Consider the following 21453-nt stretch of genomic DNA (forward strand, 5'->3'; position numbering starts at 1 on the left):
GGGTTATCGGAGACTGCGGCGTTGACCTCAACGATCTCCCCATCGACCGGTGCGTAGACCTCGCCGACAGACTTGGTCGACTCGACCTCGCTGACGACCTTTCCGCGCTGCACCGACTGGCCCACCTCGGGCAGATCTACATAGACGACCTCGCCCAGCTTCTCTGCGGCGAAGGCGGTGATGCCGATGGTGAGCACGTCACCATCGATGCGAATCCACTCGTGCTCTGGCGTGTACTTGAGTTCTGACAATTCGCTCATGGGGTGGCCTCTCAGTCGGTGGTGGGTCGCTTGTAGAAGGGAAGTGAGGTGACGACGGCGGGCATCGGTTTGCCGCGCACATCGATGACGAGCTCCGTGCCCGGTTCAGCGCACGAGGGCGAAACAAGCGCCAGAGCGATGGGGAACCCGAGAGTCGGGCTGAGCGCACCGCTCGTGACAACACCGACCGGCTCTCCCCCCTCAGCCGCGAGCACGGGATAGCCGGCACGCCCAGCGCGACGCCCGTCCGATGTGAGGCCAACAAGAACGGGAGCATCGCTGCTGGGTCCGTGCGCCACCGCGTCGCGACCAACGAACTCGCCCTTCTGGGCGAGCTTGACGACGCGGCCAAGTCCCACCTGCTGAGGGAGAGTATCGAGACTGAGTTCATGCCCGTAGAGGGGCATGCCAGCCTCAAGCCGGAGAGTGTCGCGACACGCGAGGCCGGCGGGAACCAGGCCGAACTCCTCCCCCGCCGCGAGAAGCGCGCTCCACAGGCTGGCCCCGTGCTCGGCGCGAATGTAGAGCTCGAATCCGTCCTCACCCGTGTACCCGGTGCGAGCGACCATGATCTCTTCGCCGCGCCACGCTCCGGTCGTCGACCAGTAGTACCGGAGATCGGCGACGGGAGTAGGCAAATGAAGGTCGGGGAGCTTGGCCATGGTGGCCTGCGACATCGGCCCCTGCACCGCGATGAGCGCGAGCGCGTCGCTCTCGTCAACAACGGTTGCATCGAATCCGGCGGTGCGAACCGAGAGGGCGCCTGCCGCTTGGGCACGATTCCCGGCATTGGCGACGACGCCGAAGCGGTGCTCGTGGGTGCGGTAGACGATCACGTCGTCGATGATGCCTCCGTCGGTCGTGAGCAGGAGGCTGTAGCGCGCCTGCCCTACGGCGAGCGTGGAGAAGACACCGCAGAGGGCGTAGTCGAGCGCTGCGCCAGCGCCGGGGCCCTTGACGAGTATCTCGGCCATATGCGAGAGATCGAAGAGGCCAGCCGCGGTACGGACTGCATGGTGCTCCTCGAGCTCGCTCGAATAGCGGACCGGCATTTGCCACCCAGCGAAGTCGGTGAAGGATGCACCAGCCGCACGATGGACATCGTGGAGGGGGCTGAGTCGGCCGTGGGCCTGAGCCGAATCCACCGGAGCGTTTACGGCGGCATCGACGCCGGATGCAGGATTGGCGGGCGCAGGGTTATCAGTCACGAGAGTTCTCCCAAGGAATGCGTCATCGACGCGCGAACTCTCCCTCTGTCATGGAGCCTGAGAGTTTCGCTGACCAAGTGGTCTGCTTTCACCGTGGGCGGATCGCTTCGCAATCGAATGCCGGTCAACCCGGCGGCCGAAATGCGCGTCAATCACTTTTCAGAGTGGCCTATTCGATGCGGTACGCGTACCTGAGAGATTCTGGAGAGGATTGCTCCTTCGGTGCCCGTTAATCGGGCTCTCCCGCATCGCCTGAGCGGCCGGGTCTTCAGTTGTGGTCACAGCATAGCAACACGCCTCAACAGTTGGGACGGCAGGTTCGCTGTGTCAGAGCATCTACGAAAACCTTGTCGAGGTCGTTGGGCTCGAAGGCGGAGTAGGCCTCTCCCCCTGTCGCCTCCGCAATGCGTTGCATCGACTCAAGATCGGTGTCTGGCCCGAACCCGATGAGGATGACCGGAACCGGTTTAAGCGGATCGTTCATCTCGGCGATGCGCTGCAGCAGAGCGTCGAGCGAGATGCTGCCCTTATCGTCGTTGCGGCCGTCGGTGATGATCACCATTGAATTGACCATGCCGGGGGTGTATTCGGCATGCATCTTGGTGACGCCATCCAGAATCGTGTCGTAGAGCCCCGTATCACCCCGAATGTACTGAGGGAGCGTCTGCGTGACCTGCACGATTTGTTGCAAATGGGCGGGATCGGAGAGCGCCGCGACGGGCGCAACTTCTTCGTAGTCCTTGCCCCCGGGGCGGTCGGTGGAGAACACCCACACGCCCATATGGGTCTCGCCCGCGTATCGGCCGAGCGCCCCGCCCGCGGCGCGCTGATACACCTCGATGCGCCGAAGACCGCCGCCCGCTGGCTCGAGCATGGAGCCCGAAACATCAATCGCGATGAGCATGCGAGAGCGGCGAGTGAGCGTGCTCCACTTCGACAGCGCCTCTACCTGGGAGACGGCGTCGGCCGGCGGTGACGGCGTTGTGGACCAGGCGAGAACGCCGACGGACTCGACCTCGCCTCCGCCCTTGTGGTCGCGGAACCCCTGGGCAGCGTAGAACGCATCCCCCAGTCGCGCACGCCGCTCGAACTCGTCCAGGAGCATCGCCCTCGTTTCGGCATCCTCCCCCGCCTTTTGCGGAACCCGCACGAATGGGTAGTCGAGCGAGGACGAGCCCTCGACCGGATAGATCGCCAGGAGGGGAACCTCGGGGTTCGACAGGTTGTGAGAAACGACCTCCTGCTCGGTCGTGACAACGACGGTGGGGCGGGGAGCCGCGAGCGCAGCGGCAATCGCCTCGTCTCGGCTGGCGGGGATGGTCTTGCCCAGCTCGATCATGGTCGACGGCACAATGCGGGGATTATCCGCAGGGGCGGCAGCGGTGAGAGAGGCGAGCCCAGCGAGACTGGCGGCCGACGACTCTGGGTCGGGAACAAGCCCGCCGATCGTGCCAGAGAGGAGGGTTGACCAGCCGACGGTATCTGCCGCGAACTCAACAGACCGAGCGGCGGGCGCGCCGAAAACGATGGGAGTGGTTGCGACGGATTCCCCTGCCGTGACGTTGGGCGCCGACCTGCCGAGCGCCTCTGCCGTCGTGGCCATTCGGGCGAGCCACAACGACGAATCTGGCACCCAGGCATCCGCCCCGCTGAGCGCATTGGAGGCAAGGAGGGCCGCCGTGTCGCCCGAGGCCTGGGACCGGACATCCGTCGCGACGCACGTCGTTGATGTCGCATCAAAATCCGCTGCGACCTGCGTGAGCGCAGGAGCGATCGACTCATCGGCAACAACGAGCAACGAGACCGGATCGGTGCAGCCCGGCCCGCCGGAGGCGTTGGCGGGAAACAGCGTGGGGATGCCACCCTGCGACAGCGCTACCCCCGCGCCGGTCACCAACAGCAGCACCGCAGCGGCAGCGATGATGGGGCTGAGCAGCCGTCCGCGGGAGCGAGGAGCAGGGGCGCGGTGCCGATGCCGGGCAAGTTCGTAGGGCGACGTGCTGTTCACTGACAACTCCATTGCTGTAGAGCGGCGCCTTCGGGTAACGCTGGAGCCGACACAATTACCCCCCTTCGGGGGTAGCGGCAACAGTGTAGGGGAACCTGGGAGTTAAGTGAACAAACTTCTGAATTGCGTCCCCCGGTCTGCAACCGGCAACGCCATTACGCTCGCGGGTTGACCCCAGATTGTCCCCCTGAAGGAGGACAGACCGGTATGGCAGGTCGGGGCGCCCTCAGCAGCACGGGCACGCTCCGACCTGCTCGCGGGGGTAGCGTCAGAGGCGTGAACTCCGACACCTCTCACACCCTCGATGTGAACACCTCACTCGGCATGAGCAGACTCACCGTGGATGCCGCAGCTGACGCCCACAGCGTGCTCTGGCTCGGCCATGGAGCGGGAGGGGGAATCGAGGCGCTCGACCTGGCCGCGCTGGCGGCTACTCTGCCAGCGCTCGGGATAACGGTCGTGCGCTACGAACAGCCCTGGCGCCTCGCCGGAAAGAAGGTGGCGCCTCGCCCCGCCGCACTCGACAGCGCCTGGTGTGAAGTCGCGCCGATCGTGCGCACCATCCACGCTGGCATCCCGTTGATAACGGGCGGCCGCAGCGCCGGTGCGCGAGTCGCCTGCCGAACAGCCGAGGCCGTGAGCGCCGCCGCGGTTATCTGCCTCGCATTCCCCCTGCATCCACCCGCTCATCCCGAAAGATCGCGTGCCGACGAGCTGCTCATGCCCCGCGTACCCGTGCTCGTGCTGCAGGGCGAACGTGATGGTTTTGGCAGCGCCGACCTGGTTGCCTCCGCAACCGGCGACACCGAATCGATCACGACCGTTTCGATTCCCGGAGCCGACCACAGCATGGCGGTTCGCAAGTCGTCGCCCTACACGCCGGAGTCGACGGTGAATCTGATCACAGCATCCGTTGCGGCGTTTATCGACCGGCTCTAGCGGAGCTGAGCAACCGCGCGCTTAGGACTGCTGACGCTCGAGCGCCGCGAGGTCTCCCAGCAGTTCAGAGACCCGCTCGCCCCGTGCGCGCTCGTAGTCGTCGTCGACGATGATCGTCGAGCGATCGAGTGACTCCTGCAGTGCCCGCGACACATCGCTCCAAGCGTCGACCCTCGCCCGCTCGATGAGGTCGAGAAGGTAAGCCTCGTCATCCCGGCGCTCAGCCAGTTTGTGGGCGAGCGCAACGGCAACATCGGATCGGTGCTGCAAGTTGCGCTCATCTGCCGACTGGTAGTCGTGGGCATGCTCGGCCCGGCCACGAAGACCCTCGACCTCGGTGATCTCCCACGAGAGCCGATCGGCGGCGTGCTCCGACTCGGTGATCAGCTTAGAAAGCACCGATTTAGCGCCAGCAATGTGGTTGCGCGGGTCGTAGGAACTCTCAGAGGTGAGCGCCTCGATCACGATGAGATTTCGCAGCTTGAGGCGGCACGCATACTCCGCCAGCATGAGACCTTCTTCAACTGCGCTCTCGACCGTGGCCCGCCGAATCGGCGGCATCTCGGAGGCATCGAAGGGTCGGTGCTTCGGTCGTTTGTGACGACGGAACCACTTCACTCGCTGCTCGATTTCGTTCGATGGGGGTCGGGATCGCCCGGGGCATTTCGAGCTTACTCGGGGACGACGGGACCCGATAGGCACCCCGGTAAAGGAGCGCCTCGGCATCCCGAACGGGTCACGCCCGCATACTCCCCTAGCAAAGGGAAAGGTGTTAGCCCCTGGCTGCGCCCTTCGACGACAACCGGGCCAGACCGCGATCGATCGCCACCAGCAGCATCGACACGACGACGACGCCAACGGCCAACCCGCCAACCCACGCCCAGACACCGCCATACCCCTTGCCCACCGGGTCGAGAAATCCGTAGGGGAATAGATCGGATGCCTCGGGCAAGACCACGGCACGGGCCATGACGATAAGAATGTAGCCGAGCGGGTAAATCAACCACAGCAGAGCATCCCGGTACCGAACGAGACCCTTGGGGCCGAAGAGCAACCAGTCAAGCAAGACCATGATCGGCGCCACATAGTGCAAGAGGAAAACTGACCGGTTGGAGAGCAGGTCCTCTGGTGAGGAGGCGGCGAGGATTCCCGGGATCGGATTCTCGCCGTCGTTGTTGACGAAGTGCGAGATGAGCATCGTCATCAGCAGGTAGAGCGTTACCGCCCCGCGCACCCGTGGGGCCGGAGCATCCGCCGTGCGCCTCACCAGCATGAAATAGGCAGCGACTGCGAAGTACCCCACCGCGATCGCGGAGCTCTGGACGGTGAAGAACAGCACCTTATGCGAGCCGCTGAACAAGCCAATGAGAATCACCACAACGATTGCGATACGCCACCACAGGGCGGGAGCGCGGAGAACGCTGGCGGAATGCACGGGAGAGAGAGTCTGACTCGGCGTTGGTGCGGAGTCGGCGGCGGTGACGACAGACATGGCGGTGAGCCCCCTATTCACGGTCGCATCAGAATAGTGGTTCTTTCTACCAAACAGGGGTGCGTGGCTGGCCGCGTTAATCGTCTCTGACTTCGTCGCCATGCGCGATGAGGGCGTAGATGATCAGCACGTCAATCGCGATGGCGATGAACGACCACCAGGGCTGAACCGGTACGAGGAGCATGTGCACGATGGCGTTGAGGATCGCCAGGATCACGGCGATTACCCTCGCCCAGGTGGCCCCCGCCAGCACAGCGACCCCGATGAGGATCAACAGGACGCCGATGATGATGTTCCACCAGCCCCAGCCAGCGACATCGAAGAGAAAGAGATCCCCCGCGACGACGGTGAAGTAGGTGTCGGGGCCGATCACGGCGATGAGGCCCTGAATGGCGCTGAATGCGCCGCTGATGATGAGAATGATGCCGGCGAATCGAACCCAGTTGGCCCATCCGGTCGGAGCGTGTGCCTGTGTGGAGTAGCTCATGGTCTCGGTCACCTTCATCGAATGGGAGAGCGATCGGCCCGCTGATCGGCGCCGTCGTTCGCTTGCGTTCTGGCGTCAGTATGCGCCTCGGGCGAGGGCAGAGTGTCACCCTCGACGGATGATCGCGGGGTCGCCGACGGCCTCTGCAGGATCTCGAGAATGGCGACGGCAACCACGGCGAGCACGAGCGTCCAGATGATGAGCCCGGGAGTGAGGGGGCGAACGAACACGATCACGGCGGATGAGATAACGGCAATGGCGGCCCTCAGCAGCCGTCGCTGCCGATGCAGCCACTCCCCGAACCGCCCCGAAGTAAACCCTCTGCGCTCCGCTGCTGCACGAATGCCAGCCGCGGCGGCCACTGCGGTGGCACGCATGCGGCGAGGCAGCCGGAATGGCCCAGCGCACCACGCAACGACCATCACGACGATTGCGAGGACAAGCACGGCGATTGCTGTGGCGCGCATATTCTCGGCAATGGTTTCGTAGAGCACGCCCGCCACCCCCGCTGGCATGGTTTCGGGGCTCAACGCTGAGACAGAGGCGAAGCTCCCGGCCGCGAAACCGATCAACGAGATCACCATCGAGATTGCGAGTGCTGCTGCGGCCCAAATGAGGGCAACGACTCGGCGCCTGGCCACGAGGACCCCGGCGGCAAGCAGCAGGAGCGACAGCCACGGGAGCCACGCTCCAACGGACACCGTGACGGCATATGCCAACTGAACGAGCGGGATCGCGTCGGATTGAGCAACGATTATCGTGCGATTCACCGATGGGATCTGAGCCGCCAACTCGAACCCTTGGTTTATCAGGGCGGATTTGATCGCATCGACGATAGGGCCGATTTGGATGCCGATGCCCCCGGCCGAATCGAAGGTGATTGCCGCATTGGGGTCGTTCGCGAGCGCGGCCGTCACCTGCGTGTGGCTCACCCGGAGCGCCGATTCCCAGACATTTGCAAAGGCCGGCGACTCAACAAATCGGGTGACGCCGTTGGCCAGTAGCGACTGAACCCCGGAGGCCGCCGGCCCCTTGAGCATCTCGAGAGCGTCTGTCGCAGCGGGCCCCGTGCCAAGGTCCGTGACCCCGTCGATAACATCCGAGGTGATCTGCGGGATGTCGATGGCATCGTTGATGACGACCAAAGTCTCGTCGGTCACAAACTGCTGCACGGCCGGGTCAGCGGCCAGCCCCTCGTACTGCGAGACGAACGCGTCGGTATCCGTGAGCGCAACCCTCGCCCACGATGCGACGACAGCAACGGGAGCGAGTAGTGCACCCACCACGATGAGCACAGCAGAGAGCAGGGTCCACGCCCAGCTCCGGTCACGAAACGAACGCTGCTCGCCGAGCGCAGCAGCCTCCCCGGCAGACGCCGGGTGTCCCCTGCGCTGCCGTTTGAGTTCGAGATTCTCGCGCTCGAGCTGCTGGATGCGCCGAACGAGCTCGCCCGTCGTCACATCGCTGTTCGTGAGATCGGCCATCGGTTCCTCACCCGACCGCGTGGATGCGGTGGCGGTAATTATGCTCCGCGCAAGATCCCGAGAAATCACCCCCGGGGCATGAACCGCCCCCCTCCTGCTTTCGGGAGCCTTTTACACGGCAGTACCCTGCGGCCATCCGGCAACAGGAGGGACGGCAACGGCCATGACGTCAACGGAGAACTTCAATCTAGGCACGAGCACAGCGGAGTCGCTCGATGGGCGCGAGTTCCACTTCTCCGGGTCCGCCGATATGGCATTCGATGTCGGCGCCCTCGTGCTTCTCACCCCGAACGTGGGAAAGCCGCAGCTGGGGCAGATCGAGGAGGTCGAGCGCGCGATTGGGGGTGCGCCGAGAGGCGCTGGCCGCATTCTCGGCGTCGTCGACGAGGCCGCACACAAGCTCGAAACTCATAGCGCTGAACCGTTCTTTTCGGCATCCGTGCACGCCGCAGATGCGCCAACAATCGAGCTGCTGTACGACGAGTCGGGGGCCACATTAGAGATCGGCACGTTCTATGCGTCACCCACAATCCCCGCCAGACTGCTGCCCCACCGCTTCAACAGACACACGTTCTGGTGCGGGCAGAGCGGTTCAGGCAAGACGTATGCGCTGGGCGTCGTGCTCGAACAGCTTCTCCTGCACACCCGTTTGCCCATGGTCGTGTTCGACCCCAACGGTGACTTCGTCACAATGACCGAACCCGCCGACGGTGATTCCGCGCAGGCGCGATCTCACAGCGCACTCGCCCGCCGCGACATCCGCGTGCTTCGCCCCTCCGCGCCAGCACCAGACTCCCTTCGCGTGCGTTTTAGCGACCTCTCCGTGCCGAGCAAGGCTGCCGTGCTGCGACTCGACCCGCTCACCGACAGGGCGGAACACAACGAGCTCTTGCACCTTGAGGAGTTTGTGAGCGCCTTGGACGCACGCCAGGTGGTGCCACAGCTGCGCGAGCACGGGACACCGGCTGCCCTGGATCTGGCGTCACGAATCGAGAACCTGCGCGTCACCGAGTGGGATGTCTGGGCGGGCGGCAGAGAAGCCGTGACCGACATCATCGAGACTCGACCGGACGCCACGGTGCTCGATCTCGGCGGCTTCAACTTCGCCGATGAATCTCTCGTCGTGGCCTTGGCGGTGCTCGATGATCTGTGGGCAAAGCGGGAGCAACGACGCCCCCTGCTCATTGTGATCGACGAAGCCCACAACCTCTGCTCCCCCGATGCGATGACCCCCATGCACGTTGCGGTTCGGGAGCGAATCATCCAGATCGCCGCAGAGGGCCGCAAATTTGGCCTATGGCTTGTGCTGTCGACTCAGCGACCCTCACGCATCGACGCAAGCGTGATTTCGCAGTGCGACAATCTGGCGCTCATGAAGATGACATCGCCCGTCGACCTGGCAGAGCTCGGCACCATCTTCGGGTTCGTGCCGCCCGCCATGCTCGCCAGGGCGGCCCGCTTCTCCCAGGGAGAAGCGCTGTTTGCCGGCGGGTTTGTTCCGGCGCCGACAATGGTGCGCATGGGCGCAAGGCTCACGCTGGAGGGCGGCACCGACGTGCGCGTGCCCATCAGAATCGACGACTCTGATGGCGGTGAAACCGTATGACGTCGGTTCCATCCGAATCGGCGGCGGCCCCACGTTGGCACCCCGGGTACCTCCTTGTGCTGGTGCTCATCGTGGTGTCGTACACACTCTGCGCCACGCAAAGCTCTCCCAACCCGAGCATGCTGGTGTTTCTCGTGCAGCTGGTCACGGTGGCATTGATCCTGCGGGTGGCCAAGGTAGGGCGGGTTCTGCGCCACGCGGGATGGATTGTGCTCTCGATTGTGGGCATCAGCGGGGTCATTGTTGCCCTCACTCGCGTTGAGGGCCACGCCCTCGACATCGTCTTGTCCGCGGCCTCGATGCTCGCCTATTTTGTGGCGCCGGCTGCGATTATCTCCCACCAAATGCGACGCGACCGCGTCGATCTTCAGACGCTCTTGGCGGCAGTCGCCGCCTACATTCTCGTTGGCATGTCGTTCACCTTCGTCTACAACCTCATCGCTCTGATCTCAGCAACGCCAACGTTCGGCAGCGCTGGCGACGATAACCTCGCGAGCCAGCTGTTCTTCTCGTTCACGACCCTCACCACCACGGGCTATGGCAACCTCGTTCCGGCGAACCCCGGCGTGCAGAGCGTGGCGGTGGCCGAAGCGATTACCGGCCAACTGTTTCTCATCATCGCAGTCTCGCGGGTCGTGACTGCCGAGCCTTCTCGGCGCCGTTAACGGCTGTGCAGGGCATCAGGGGCCCTTCAAGGGTTCGTCACGGGGTTCACCGAAACCAGCTCGATGTTGAGATTGGAGAACACGCTCAGGATGCCCTGCAGGCGCGCCTGATCGGGGATCGGCCCCACGAGGTGGGTCCTGCCCGAGGCGACCTCTGTGACTCTAAAGCCCTCCAGCAAAGCCGCGACAGGGTCACTCAGGGTTCCCTTGATCACGATCTCGAACAGCGGTGAAGTCACGATGGAGTCCCTCTCGACGCCTCGATCGATCATGCTGCCGACAATGAAACGGTGCGTCATCCATGAAGGGTGAGCGCCACCCCGGTTGCGCGTTCAGGGAGCCGGGGTATAGATGACCCCATAGTACGAAGGGTCTTCTCCCGTGAACTCATTCTGGGACCGGTTTGACACAAGCCAACTGATTGATCGTCCGGCGCTCCGGCGCGGCCTCGACCGCTCTCTGGATTCGCGGCTAACCCTCGTTGTGGCACAGGCCGGCGCAGGCAAAACCACCCTGCTGCAACAGTGGGGCGGCACTCGATTCGTCGCCGACAATAATTCCGGCCGCACTCTGGTGCACGTGGACGTCGACGAATCCGACGATGACCCCGCCCGATTTGTACGCCATCTCGCCGCGGCCTGCCCTTCGGCCCGGCCATCGGCCGACAGCCTCGCCGCCACCGTCGAAACCGGTCTGGCCGGGCTCGGGGAACCTGCGATCGACGCCATGGCCCTGTCGTTGGGCTCGGCACAGGAGACCGTCATCATCATTGACAACCTGCAGCGCTTCTCCAATGTTCGACTCGTCGCCGACCTGGGAGAACTCATCGCTCGCAGCCCGCGCAACGCGCATTTTGTGCTGTCGTCGCGCGCTGACCCGCCCATCGCTCTCAGCCGCTATCGCCTGCACGATGACCTGCTCGAAATACGGCAAGCCGATCTCGCCTTCGACCTGGCAGAAGCGGCCGAGCTTCTCACGCTGCTCATCGGCCATCGACTCTCGGCCCAGCAGGTGAGAGCGTTGTGGATGCGCACGGAGGGTTGGGTCGCTGGCCTCCAGCTCGCGGGTCTCTCTCTGCGCAAGAACGCCGATGCCGACGCATTCATCGACGACTTCAGCGGCAGTGACAGGCTCGTCGCTGACTATCTGAGTGAAGAGGTCCTCTCCGCCCTGTCGAGCGAGCAACGCAGGCTGCTGCTGTGCATGTCAGCGCTCGATGAGATATGCGGCGAACTCGTCGATGCGACGACCGGGTCTAGTGGCACCCAGGCGGTGCTCGACTCCCTCGAACGAGAGTCGATGTTTTTGGTTCCTCTCGACCGCCGACACCGGTGGTTTCGCTTTCATCGCCTGTTCAGCGAGCTCCTGCGCTCGCGGCTGAGAGCAGAAAGCCCGGCAGATGAGCTGCGCATTCTCACCTCCGCCGCCGAATGGAACCTCAGCCACGGCCGAGTGAAACCAGCGATGTCCTATCTTTTGCGAGCGCAGGCCCGAGATGGTGCGCTCGAGGCCATGCTCGCGACCGCCGCCGACGTAGCCGAACATGACGACCCGCTTGACACGATCCGCTGGCAGCCGTCTTCTGTTGAGCCCTCTTCGCCGGTGACGCTGGCACTCTCGGAACGCGTCGATGCCGAAGCCCTCACGGGGGCCCGCCGGCTGCTGACCGAACCAGAGCATCCCGCCGAAGCGCCGCCGGCGAAGGGGCTGGGGTTCGTGGCAGCACAAGTTTTATGGCGCGCACGCCCGGAGGTCTCGCCCGAATCGGCCCAGCGCAGGCTGTCGTCGATTCAGTCGCAGATCGCGCGCAAACATGCACAGAGCCTGCCGCGTGAGGCCGTCGGCGAACTGATCGACGCCCTGGTCTCGGGTGGCCGCGCGCACTTCTTAGCCGGTCATCTTGGCGAAGCTCGCCAATGGCTCTCCCGCGCCCTAGACGCCGCAGGGGTTGACCCCGTGGATCGGATCCCCGCCAGCAGCGCACTTGCCCTCGTCGAGGCCTGGTGCGGCAATGCTGAACGAGCCAATGCGCTGATTGCCGAGACCCTGCATGCTGCCCGAAAAACAGAAATGCTCGGGCATCCTGCGATATCGGATGCATACCTCGCCTCCGTGGTCACCGCCCTCGGTACCGATGAAGCACCGCAGCTGCTCGATGAGCAGCCACGTGAGCCCACCTGGCCAACGGAGTCGCGGGGAACCCCGGCACCGGGGCTGAACGAAGGGGAGATCGGCGCCGAGCCTGCGGCACCTGCGGCCCTCACTTTGGCATCATCCGCTCTCTTTAACAGGGCAGTCGCTGCGCTCACCGCAGGGGAACCTCAGTCGGCGAGGGCGATAGCCACCGCGTGGTCACAGCTGGTGCCCTCCCCCGATGCGATTTCGACCGTGCAACATCGCATCCTGCTCGCCTGGTTATCCTCCACCGACGAGATTCCGGCAGAGGCGACCCGGCACCTCACCGAAGCGGTCAAGCTGGCCGAAGTGCACGGCCTCGTGGATATCTTCATCCAAGCCGGCCCCACCATCCTCACGTTGCTCGAAACTGTGACGGGGCCGCATGCCTCGTTTAGCGCCACGATTCGCATGCGAGCGGGTCAGACGTGGCAGCCCCTCGGCAATAACGTTTTGGCCGATCCGCTCACCGACCGCGAACTGGAGATTCTGGCCTACCTGCCCACTCGCTTCTCGAATGTCGACCTGGCCCGGCGCTTCTATCTCTCTGTCAACACGATCAAAACGCACATCGCGCATATCTACCGCAAGCTCGAAGTGACAGACAGGGATGCGGCCATCGGCCGAGCGCGAGAGCTCGGGCTTCTCTAACAATTGCCCGTCACCTCTCCGCTCGCGCCCGAGAGACGCCCAAATCACCCCGACGGGATGACGCCGAAGCCATGAGTCACAACGAGGCTGAACACACCCGCGCAACCGGCACCGCACCGGGGGCGGCGAACGGCAGGGAGGCGGCTATGACGACACTCGACTACGGCCCGATCGAGTTCTATGCCATCGGCTTTGACGGAGATCGCCCCGGCCCCGGCGTGCTCCAGGCCATCGAAGACCTGGTCAGCGCCGGCACCGTTCGGCTTCTCGATCTGGCTTTTGCCAGCAGGTCGGCGGCGGGAGACCTCGCGATCGTGGAGCTCACGGATGCATTCGAAAATGATCCACCCGATCTCGCTCTTGCAGGCTTAGCGGGTGAAGACGACATAGAGGAGCTGGCCGAATCGGTTCTGCCGGGCGCGTCTGCCGCCATCATCGTGGTCGAGCTGCTCTGGGCGAAGAACTTTGCCTCAGCGCTGTACGACGCGGGCGGGTTCGTCATGGCCCGCGAGTCGGTGCCCGCGCCTCTCGTCAACGCTTTTCTCGAAGAGTTCGCAGAAGAAACCGGCTGACGCCGCGCAGCGCCAACATCGCATCGCAAGGAGAATCTTCATGCTTCGCAGAGGACGTCCAGGACTCATTGGAATGGCGGCCCGCACCGCCGTTGTTGCGGGAACGGCCACAGCTGTTTCGGGGAGGGTTGCCGCCCGGCAGCAGGACCGGGCCCAGCAGGCGGCCGATGGCGACGCCTGGCAGGCTCAGCAGCAACAAACGGGTCAGGATGCTGCCCCGGCCCAGGCCGCATCTCCAGCGCCAGCGTCGGCGGGTGCCTCCTCCAGCGGCTCAGATCTCATCGCGCAGCTCGAACAGCTGGGCTCGCTTCGCAGCCAAGGGGTGCTCTCCGACGCCGAATTTGCCGCGGCGAAGGGCAAGCTCCTCGGCGCGTGACACCGGCTAGCTCTGAGGCGCTTCGGTGTCCGACGCCGCAGTTTCCGCCGACTCGGTTCTGAGCGGGCCGAACACGGTATTCCAATCCCGCAGCATGCTCACGACCGTCCAGCCTGCCTCGTCTGCGTGGGCCAGAGCGGTCTCCGCGCCCGCCATATAAGCGAACTCCCGCTCATCGTCGTCGTGCACAATGAACAGCGCGAACGCAGCAGAGTCGAGCATCTCGATGTCAATGTCGCCATTGCCCGCAGCGAACGCTGGCAACCGGCCGGTCTGCGCAAAAATATGCTCTGGCTTGCCCGGGCCGAAATTGAGCCCGCCGATGGTTTCTGAGCCTCGAACGATGTGCCCGTCGACATAGCGATAGTCGGCGGCCGTGCCGATCACATTCTCTTTGTGTATGCCCCACGTCTCTTCGGCAAAGACGCGCATAAAATCACGCCCGCCGCCGGAGCATACGAAGACGCGAAAGTCGCTGGCCGTGAGAAATCGCACAAGCTCAAGCATCGGTCGGTACACGAGCTCGCGATAGGGAACCCCGAACTTGGGCTGGGTGATGGTCTCGAGCCATACGCGAACCTCGGCGTCGAACGCTTCGGGGGTACTGCCCTCCCACGACCGTGCAAACGCGGCCTGCAGAGTCGACACCGCAGCGGGTTCTTGCGTGGCCACCCCCGCGAAGAATGCGAGATCCTTCTCCACCAAAGCCTTGTAAGGCTGCATGCTCGCCAGACTCGGGTCGGCCTTTACCTCGTCGCCCCACCGACGAAACACAAAGTCGAACTGCGGCGGCAGCGGCTGTTCGGCCCAGAGCGTTCCGTCGTTGTCGAATGCCGCGATTCGATCGGCCGGGTCTATGAACGACGGCCCCGGCATTGTCGATCGCGAAACGAAGTCGACCACTGCTTGCTTGGCCGGTCCCTCGTTCCAGCTCGGAAGCGCGTCACCGGCTGTCATGTTGGCAGGCTCTTCGTCATCTCCCCACGCTGCTCGCATCGGGCGGCGATCTCATCACACCCGGAGGATGACCCCCACCGTGTCCCGCGCATTCTCAGGGCGCGTCAGGCACCCAGGCCAGGATGTCCCCCGGCTGGCATTCGAGAACCCTGCAGATGGCGTCGAGGGTCGTGAAGCGCACCGCCTTGGCCCTGGCGTTTTTGAGAACCGAAATGTTGGCGACCGTGATGCCCACGGCATCCGCAAGCTCGGTTACCGACATTTTGCGCTTGGCTAAGGCGACATCGAGATTGACGACGATGGCCATCACACCACCTCGTCCAGATACTGAGCCTGCTCGGATGCTTTGGCGAGCAGACTGCGCATGACAATGAGCACGAGGGCGAGTGCCGCGCACGCCGTGGCGACACCGAGCGCCAAGACGAACAGGCCGGGCGGGCCTGCGTCGGCCGTGAACTCCAGAATGAGGAGGATCGCGACGACGATGGCAGCGGCCAGCGCGAGCGAGGCGATCATCGTGTCAACGTATTTGAACGCGCGAGTGCTGAAGATGGCATCGCGTCGCACGAGAGACAGCAAGGCCCAGACGCACACGACCACGACCTGGCCGCAGGCCACAAAGAGGATTCCGAGGACGAGGATGGGGATGCGCAAAAATTCGACTTCGGGGAACTCAGCGGCAGATTCGGCCGCCTGAATCGGCAACAGCACGACCTGCACGAAGAGCCCCGCGAGCGCCACGAGAACGAGAAACACCTTGGACAGGGCGATAGCCGCTCTGGTCATTACTGCTCCTATCGTTTTTCGATATTTACATATCGAATTTCGATAGTAGAGGCGCGACTCGGAGATTGCAAGGAAACGGACTTTCGCTTGCGCGGCCGAACTCGAGCGGCACTCAGCACCGAGGCGTACCCTCCGCGCATGACCGACAACGACCCCATCACCTCGAACCCCGATTTTTACCGCCTGGTATTCGAAAACGAGCACGTTCGCGTTCTCGAATACACCGACCAACCAGGTCAGAAAACTACGCCCCACTCGCATCCCAACAGCGTCATGGTGACCCTCTCCGACTTCGAGCGTCGACTCACCCTGGGTGAGCGCTCGCTCGATGTTGCCCTCGAATCAGGGCAGGCCGTGTGGTTACCCGCTCAGCACCACTACGGAGAGAACATCGGCACATCGCCGACCCACTCCATGCTGATCGAACTCAAGGGGGAAGCGGCGGGAGAGGTCGGCGACTCGGTTCTCGGGCCGAACTAGCGGCACTCAGCTACAGCGGGGTAGCGGCGCTCAGCACTAGTCCTCGATGACGTCGAGGCCCTGCCTCCGCAGCTCGGCGAGGTTATCGAGCATCGTCTGCACCTGCTCGGCAGAGTGCCCAACCCAGTCCTCGATTTCGCCCACGATCCTTACCGGCTCAGTCGTGCGAAACGAGCGGGTGGGATTGCCAGCAAACCGCTTGTCCGTGACATTGCGGTCGTCCTCAAGCGCACCGGTTGCCTCCACTATGAAGATGCGGCCACGCCCTTCGCCCTGCGCCAGCTCGGCACCCCAGGTGGCAGCATCCAGCGTCTCGGTCACGTAGATGTGGTTCATCGTTCTACCCTCGGCAAAGTTGGATAACCTGCCCGGCACCAGAAGGTCGCCGACCTGCAGATTGGCCTTGGTGCCATGCAGCAGGATGCCCGCTTGATAAACCTCAAACGGTTGCGGTTGCGTCGCCATCGGCTCTCCCTCATCCGCGACCAACGTTAGACGCTCGGCGGCGCTGCGTGCAGAAAACTTGCTCGACCGCTCACGGCTAGCTCTAAGCGCGTGAATCCCCCACACGCTGCGCCAACGCCACGGCGTCGTGCGGTGCGTGTCCGCGGGCGTCGTTATCGAAGTACACATACACATCGCGGGGCGAGCCGTCTGCGACGGAGGTCCCCTCGCGCCACCCCGCAATGCGCGACGCCCAGTCGTTGAGTTGCTTATCGGTGTATCCGCTGGCATAAAGCTCTTCGGCACCGTGAAGGCGCACGTAAACAAAGGATGCCGTTGTCGCACCGAATGCTGGCCAGCGCCCCGCCGCATCCGAGACGACAAGAGCGGTGTCGTATTCGCGCAGCATCGACAGCAGGTCGTCGTTCTCGAAGGTGACCGAACGCGGCTCGAATCCGTAGCGGATCGGCCTATCGTGTTCTATCTCGAGCCAGGCGCGGTCACCGATTCGCGCGTCGTGGCGCCTCGCCCGGTGCAGCGCTTCTCCTGTTGTGCGAGGGAGCCCCGACAAGAACGCCTCAAGGGAGCGGGGCTCAAAATGCTGTCGCTCGGGCAGCTGCCACAGAATCGGCCCGAGTTGATCACCCAATGCCAGCACACCGGAGGCGAAAAAGTTGGCGAGCGCTGCGTCGACATCCCTCATCCTCAGCATGTGCGTGACGTAGCGGGAGCCTTTGACCGCGAAGACAAAGTCGGCCGGCACCGAGCCGCGCCACCTCAGGTAGCTGGCGGGGCGCTGAAGCGAGTAGAACGATCCGTTGAGCTCAAGCGTTGACATGTGCTCGCCGACGTACTCGAGCTCCCGCTTATGGGGCAGACCTCGCGGGTAGAAGTCCCCTCGCCAGCTCGCATAACGCCAGCCCGAGATCCCGACGCGCACCCGCCCCGGTCCCTCGGTTGTGGCCACCTCGATCACGCCCCGTTCTTATCGGCGGTTCGCTCCATCCTAGGTAAGCGTTCCCTATGTAAGCGATCCTCTCGCTAGGGTCGAATAACCTTCGGGATCGCGCAACCCCTGCCCCCAGGCAAGGGCAAACGCCGCCGCCGCCCACATTGAGGAGATGCCGTGCCTGAATCTTTTGCCCACGCGTTCGAATGGGCCAAGCGCCAAACAGATTCTGGCGCGTTGCCGACCGCTGTTCTCGGCATCGCAACCGCGTCGGGAATCCAGGCGGTTGAGGCGTTCGGCGCGTCCGGCTCGCGCCGCGCTCGGGTGGGGGATCACTACCGACTCTTCTCCGTCACCAAGCCGCTTGTTGGCCTGGTTGCGGCCCGCATGATCGAGCGGGGGCTCGCAACGCCAGAGACACCACTGCAGGCCGACATGCCCGCCTTCGGGGCGGCGAGGAGCGACGTCGTGCGCCTGAGCCATCTGGCGAGCCACACATCGGGAATCGCCGAACCCGCGATGGACAGCAGCGCGGGGCTCGAAGCAGGGCTTCTCGGCGAGCAGGACTTCGCCGCTGGCACAGTGTCCCGCTATTCCACGATTGCGTTTGCCGGCATTGCCCGCATGATCGAGGCTCGCCTATCGACGACCTGGGATGCTGCGGTCGCCGACCTGCTCGACCCCGTCGGCGCCACAGGCATCACACTCGATGAAGCCTCCGACCCTCACGAGATCGCCGACGCAGCCGACGCCGGAGTGGACATCCAGCGCTTCGCGGCCCTGCGCCACCCCGGAGCGGGGCTCATCGGCCGTGCCGAGGACCTGCTCGCCATTGGCGCGGCACTGCTGCGGGATTCTGGAGAGATCGTGCAGCCGACGACCCTGTCGATGATGCGCCGTCCCCTCACGGGAGACATTCCGCGGCTCGAGCCCTATGTCGCCTCCCGCGGCCAGGATTGGGGCTTCACCTGGAACCTCCGCACGCGCGCGCCGGGGCTGATCGACCGCGATGTCTACGGTCACGCCGGATGGTCGGGGGCCCAGTTCTGGGTGCATCCCACGGCCGGCGTTGCCTACGTGCTGCTGACCAACCGTGCCGTCACGCCGGGCGTTGATGCGGATGAACTCGATAACGCGGTGGTGTCTCGCACCTGACCCTCAGCATTGCTGAGTTCGGTGCGAGACCCCCACGCGGTGTGACGCTCTAGGCGACTTCGCCCGCGGCCTCCTTGACCGCAGCATCGATATCCTTCACGCTCACATCGAGCTCTTTGGCCACTCGCTTCTCTGCCTTGAGTTCGGCCTTCTCGAGAGCAGACCCCAGAGTGGTCTCCCCCACGATGAGCAGGGCCGCCTCACCCGAGTCGATGAGTTCGCCGAGCTCCTTGACGTCATTGCGTGAAAGCCCACGCGCTATGTGACCGGTTGCTGCCCCAATCGCGCTGCCGGCGAGCGCCGTGGCGACGAGGGCGGGAGGAAAGAGCAGCCCGATGACCGCGCCAACGCCAGCTCCTGTCCAACCGCCGAGCCGCATCGCCGTTTCGTCTTTGTTGACATGCACCTTGCCTTTGTCGTCTTTTGTCAACACCGCGGCATCGAACGTGCCGACCGCGCCAGACGAGTGCAAATCCTTAACGATGTCGTAGTCGGAACGTGCATCCGCCTCGTTCGCGTATGTACCGATGTAGATGAAAACGCCATCTGCCTTTGCCATGTCAGTTCCTTTCAGTGGTGATGTCTGTTGATCACACCACCTCGGTGCCCCGCATCTGTCACCCGGCGAGGGTGATCTCCCCGCCGACCCCGCCCGGCGCTGGCGCGTCGTGCTTCACTGCCCGTATGACCGGTGACCTCGACCGACCGGCACCATTCAACGGGCGTCTGGCGCTTCTCCTCGCCATGGCGATGTTCGTTCTGGTCTTTGACACGTCACTGATGAACGTGTCGATCTCGGCGGTGGTTTCTGACATCGGCGCAACCGCGAGCGGTGTGCAGAGCGCGATAGCCCTCGAGGCGTTGGTCTCCGCCGCGTTCATCCTTATCGGCGGCAAAATGGGCGACCTGATCGGCCGCAAGCTGGCCTACATTCTCGGCCTCGTCGCCTATGCGATCGGGGCCATCGCCATGACGCTCGCGACGAGCCTGACCGCAATCATCATTTTCTGGTCGGTGATCGGCGGCCTCGGCGCCTCTCTTCTCCTGCCCGCCATGCAGTCACTCATCCACGGCAACTTCTCGGGCGCTCACCAGAAGCGGGTCTATGCACTCGTGGGAGCATCCGCCGCAATTGCCGCGGCGATAGGTCCGCTGCTCGGCGGAGCCATCACGAGTCTGTTGTCGTGGCGGATCGGGTTTCTGCTTGAAGCGGTGATTATCGCGGTGGTACTGATCGGAGCGAAGCTGGTTAAGGATGTCGCCTACACGGGCTCACGGGCGGTGGACTGGGCGGGCTCGGCGCTTTCGGTCGTAGGAATGGGCGGAATTGTTCTGGGGATTCTGCTGTGGCAAGAAGGCGCCTCGTACGTTGGGCTCACCATCGGCGTCGGCGTTGTGTGCCTGGTGGGGCTCGGTCTATGGCTGAGATCGCGCAAACGGCGCGGAGCGGCGACCCTTATCGACCCAGCGCTCTTCGACTCGCGCATGTTCCGGGCTGGCGCCACAGGTCAACTGCTGCAACAGGTTTCGCTCGGGGGCACCATGATCGTGCTACCCCTCTACCTGCAAATCGTGCTCGAATACGACGCCCTGTTGGCGGGCCTGTCGATCGCCCCACTGTCGCTCAGCATGTTCGCGGTGGCAATCATCGCCGGCCGGAGGGGTCGAGGTCGCCCCGCACATCTCGTACTGCTCGGCTTTATCCTGTCGGCGGTCGGTCTCGTCGTGCTGATCCCGATTGTGCCGATCGCTGAGAGCGGGTGGTACCTCACCATCCCGCTCATCATTAGCGGGTGCGGCCTCGGGCTGCTCGTGTCGCAGCTCAATAACTACACGCTGTCGCCGATCTCAGAGGAGCGGGTGAGCGAGGCGGCCGGCGTGAACTCGGCCGCGGGGTCATTCGGGCTCTCGTTCGGACTGGCGTTTGCGGGGGCAATTCTGCTGGCTGCCCTCGCCACAAGCTTCACGACGCTCACCCAGGCGAGCACAGTGCTTTCTGCCGACCAGCAGGAACGGGTCGTGGCGGTGCTCGAAGCGGATGCCGAACTTATGTCGAACTCGGGACTCGCCGAACTCCTCGCCGACGAACCCCCGGATGCTGCTGCCGAGGTGGTTCGCATTAACAGCGAGGCTGGCCCTATTGCTCTGCAAATCGCTTTGCTCGTTCCGCTCCTCGCGGCCTGCGGCGGCATCATCAATGGCGTGAGGATGCGGCGGCTGCCAGACCCCGCGCCGGGAGCCGAGCGCGACGTGCCGCTCGCTTGAGTTGCAACCCCTCGTGGCACGCCCGGATTGCCGTCGTCACTGGGCGAGTATTCAGTGTTGCTATCTACCGGTACTCGGCGTTACTATCTAGTGGTAGTCAGCATCACTAGGTAACGAAAGAGGTCGCAATGGGCAAACAGATGACCGAGATGCTCAAAGGCACACTCGAAGGCATCGTCCTCGCGATTCTTGCCGAGAAACCCGCCTATGGATACGAGATCACCGCCCGCCTGCGCGAAGAAGGATTCTCCGACATCGTCGAGGGCACCGTCTACGCGCTGCTGGTGAGGATCGAGCAGCGCGGCCTCGCCGACGTAACCAAGGTCCCCTCCGAGAAGGGGCCGCCCCGCAAGGTCTATTCGCTCAATGCGAAGGGCAGCGACTACCTAGACGAGTTTTGGCAGAGCTGGCGCTTTCTCGCCAATCGAATCGAACAGATTCAGAGCCACACCAAGCATCCTCACGACACCGACTATCCCCACAAAGGAGAGTAA

At 64.0% G+C, this 21453-nt stretch carries 24 protein-coding genes and 2 riboswitches; of the genes, 10 read left to right on the forward strand and 14 right to left on the reverse strand.

Going from position 1 to position 21453, the window contains the following annotated elements; all coding sequences use genetic code 11:
• From AC062T_RS05360 to AC062T_RS05370, 3 genes are all read right to left on the reverse strand, one after another.
• A partial coding sequence (locus AC062T_RS05360; protein WP_476028088.1) for a glycine cleavage system protein H occupies nt 1-260 on the reverse strand: 260 nt, incomplete at its 3' end.
• Between the two features lie 11 nt (nt 261-271).
• Complete coding sequence (gene gcvT, locus AC062T_RS05365) at nt 272-1405, reverse strand: glycine cleavage system aminomethyltransferase GcvT (protein WP_476028151.1); 1134 nt, start codon at nt 1403-1405, stop codon at nt 272-274.
• 104 nt (nt 1406-1509) lie between these two features.
• A riboswitch (glycine riboswitch) is annotated at nt 1510-1635 on the reverse strand.
• A 2-nt stretch (nt 1636-1637) separates the two neighbouring features.
• Nucleotides 1638-1724: riboswitch (glycine riboswitch) on the reverse strand.
• A gap of 42 nt (nt 1725-1766) precedes the next feature.
• Nucleotides 1767-3476: a VWA domain-containing protein gene (locus tag AC062T_RS05370; protein WP_476028090.1), complete on the reverse strand. Its 1710-nt coding sequence runs from the start codon at nt 3474-3476 to the stop codon at nt 1767-1769.
• 276 nt (nt 3477-3752) lie between these two features.
• Between AC062T_RS05370 and AC062T_RS05375 the strand changes: the two genes are divergently transcribed.
• Nucleotides 3753-4415 carry an alpha/beta hydrolase family protein gene (locus AC062T_RS05375; protein WP_476028092.1) on the forward strand — a complete coding sequence of 221 codons (663 nt, stop codon included), beginning with the start codon at nt 3753-3755 and terminating at the stop codon, nt 4413-4415.
• Between the two features lie 21 nt (nt 4416-4436).
• Here the strand turns inward: AC062T_RS05375 and AC062T_RS05380 are convergent, their stop codons facing one another.
• The 4 genes from AC062T_RS05380 to AC062T_RS05395 form a co-directional block, all read right to left on the reverse strand.
• Nucleotides 4437-4976 carry a hypothetical protein gene (locus AC062T_RS05380; RefSeq protein WP_476028094.1) on the reverse strand — a complete coding sequence of 180 codons (540 nt, stop codon included), beginning with the start codon at nt 4974-4976 and terminating at the stop codon, nt 4437-4439.
• A 211-nt stretch (nt 4977-5187) separates the two neighbouring features.
• Complete coding sequence (locus AC062T_RS05385; RefSeq protein ID WP_476028096.1) at nt 5188-5907, reverse strand: Pr6Pr family membrane protein; 720 nt, start codon at nt 5905-5907, stop codon at nt 5188-5190.
• A gap of 76 nt (nt 5908-5983) precedes the next feature.
• Nucleotides 5984-6394, reverse strand: coding sequence for a DUF7144 family membrane protein (locus tag AC062T_RS05390; protein ID WP_476028098.1), 411 nt, complete (start codon nt 6392-6394; stop codon nt 5984-5986).
• Between the two features lie 14 nt (nt 6395-6408).
• Nucleotides 6409-7878: a hypothetical protein gene (locus AC062T_RS05395; RefSeq protein WP_476028100.1), complete on the reverse strand. Its 1470-nt coding sequence runs from the start codon at nt 7876-7878 to the stop codon at nt 6409-6411.
• 163 nt (nt 7879-8041) lie between these two features.
• Here AC062T_RS05395 and AC062T_RS05400 point away from each other — a divergent pair, with 163 nt between their 5' ends.
• Together AC062T_RS05400 and AC062T_RS05405 are read left to right on the forward strand one after the other, a co-directional pair.
• Nucleotides 8042-9484 carry an ATP-binding protein gene (locus tag AC062T_RS05400; RefSeq protein ID WP_476028102.1) on the forward strand — a complete coding sequence of 481 codons (1443 nt, stop codon included), beginning with the start codon at nt 8042-8044 and terminating at the stop codon, nt 9482-9484.
• Nucleotides 9481-10149: an ion channel gene (locus AC062T_RS05405; RefSeq protein ID WP_476028104.1), complete on the forward strand. Its 669-nt coding sequence runs from the start codon at nt 9481-9483 to the stop codon at nt 10147-10149. Before AC062T_RS05400 ends, AC062T_RS05405 begins: the two co-directional genes overlap by 4 nt.
• Nucleotides 10150-10175: 26 nt before the next feature.
• On the opposite strand, the gene AC062T_RS05410 is transcribed toward AC062T_RS05405, so the two are convergent.
• On the reverse strand, nt 10176-10448 hold the full coding sequence (locus AC062T_RS05410) for a hypothetical protein (RefSeq protein WP_476028106.1): 273 nt from the start codon (nt 10446-10448) through the stop codon (nt 10176-10178).
• 82 nt (nt 10449-10530) lie between these two features.
• On the opposite strand from AC062T_RS05410, the gene AC062T_RS05415 reads away from it, so the two are divergent.
• The 3 genes from AC062T_RS05415 (at nt 10531) to AC062T_RS05425 (ending at nt 13923) form a co-directional block, all read left to right on the forward strand.
• Nucleotides 10531-12975 (forward strand): winged helix-turn-helix domain-containing protein, encoded by a 2445-nt coding sequence (locus AC062T_RS05415; RefSeq protein ID WP_476028108.1) that lies wholly within the window; start codon nt 10531-10533, stop codon nt 12973-12975.
• A 146-nt stretch (nt 12976-13121) separates the two neighbouring features.
• The gene (locus tag AC062T_RS05420; protein WP_476028110.1) at nt 13122-13547 is read left to right on the forward strand and encodes a DUF6325 family protein; all 426 of its coding nucleotides are present in this window, start codon (nt 13122-13124) and stop codon (nt 13545-13547) included.
• A 40-nt stretch (nt 13548-13587) separates the two neighbouring features.
• The gene (locus tag AC062T_RS05425; protein ID WP_476028112.1) at nt 13588-13923 is read left to right on the forward strand and encodes an SHOCT domain-containing protein; all 336 of its coding nucleotides are present in this window, start codon (nt 13588-13590) and stop codon (nt 13921-13923) included.
• 6 nt (nt 13924-13929) lie between these two features.
• Here AC062T_RS05425 and AC062T_RS05430 read toward each other — a convergent pair whose 3' ends face one another.
• The 3 genes from AC062T_RS05430 to AC062T_RS05440 all read right to left on the reverse strand — a co-directional run bounded on the left by AC062T_RS05430 (nt 13930) and on the right by AC062T_RS05440 (nt 15666).
• Nucleotides 13930-14880: an HAD family hydrolase gene (locus AC062T_RS05430; RefSeq protein ID WP_476028114.1), complete on the reverse strand. Its 951-nt coding sequence runs from the start codon at nt 14878-14880 to the stop codon at nt 13930-13932.
• A 94-nt stretch (nt 14881-14974) separates the two neighbouring features.
• A complete protein-coding gene (locus tag AC062T_RS05435; RefSeq protein WP_476028116.1) occupies nt 14975-15187 on the reverse strand; it encodes a helix-turn-helix domain-containing protein in 213 nt (70 codons plus the stop codon).
• The gene (locus AC062T_RS05440; RefSeq protein WP_476028117.1) at nt 15187-15666 is read right to left on the reverse strand and encodes a DUF2975 domain-containing protein; all 480 of its coding nucleotides are present in this window, start codon (nt 15664-15666) and stop codon (nt 15187-15189) included. The genes AC062T_RS05435 and AC062T_RS05440 overlap by 1 nt, the downstream gene beginning before the upstream one ends.
• 138 nt (nt 15667-15804) lie before the next feature.
• Here AC062T_RS05440 and AC062T_RS05445 point away from each other — a divergent pair, with 138 nt between their 5' ends.
• A complete protein-coding gene (locus AC062T_RS05445) occupies nt 15805-16146 on the forward strand; it encodes a cupin domain-containing protein (protein WP_476028119.1) in 342 nt (113 codons plus the stop codon).
• Between the two features lie 36 nt (nt 16147-16182).
• Here the strand turns inward: AC062T_RS05445 and arr are convergent, their stop codons facing one another.
• A complete protein-coding gene (arr, locus tag AC062T_RS05450; RefSeq protein ID WP_476028121.1) occupies nt 16183-16611 on the reverse strand; it encodes an NAD(+)--rifampin ADP-ribosyltransferase in 429 nt (142 codons plus the stop codon).
• 82 nt (nt 16612-16693) lie between these two features.
• Entirely contained in the window at nt 16694-17566 is an 873-nt protein-coding gene (locus tag AC062T_RS05455; RefSeq protein ID WP_476028123.1) for a DUF72 domain-containing protein, read from the reverse strand.
• A gap of 150 nt (nt 17567-17716) precedes the next feature.
• Between AC062T_RS05455 and AC062T_RS05460 the strand changes: the two genes are divergently transcribed.
• On the forward strand, nt 17717-18694 hold the full coding sequence (locus tag AC062T_RS05460; RefSeq protein WP_476028125.1) for a serine hydrolase domain-containing protein: 978 nt from the start codon (nt 17717-17719) through the stop codon (nt 18692-18694).
• Between the two features lie 49 nt (nt 18695-18743).
• On the opposite strand, the gene AC062T_RS05465 is transcribed toward AC062T_RS05460, so the two are convergent.
• Entirely contained in the window at nt 18744-19253 is a 510-nt protein-coding gene (locus AC062T_RS05465; RefSeq protein WP_476028127.1) for a DUF1269 domain-containing protein, read from the reverse strand.
• Nucleotides 19254-19378: 125 nt separating this feature from the next.
• Here AC062T_RS05465 and AC062T_RS05470 point away from each other — a divergent pair, with 125 nt between their 5' ends.
• Nucleotides 19379-20959 carry an MFS transporter gene (locus tag AC062T_RS05470; protein ID WP_476028129.1) on the forward strand — a complete coding sequence of 527 codons (1581 nt, stop codon included), beginning with the start codon at nt 19379-19381 and terminating at the stop codon, nt 20957-20959.
• A gap of 128 nt (nt 20960-21087) precedes the next feature.
• Nucleotides 21088-21453, forward strand: coding sequence for a PadR family transcriptional regulator (locus AC062T_RS05475; RefSeq protein WP_476028131.1), 366 nt, complete (start codon nt 21088-21090; stop codon nt 21451-21453).

The sequence above is a fragment of the Homoserinimonas sp. genome, from assembly GCF_056262345.1.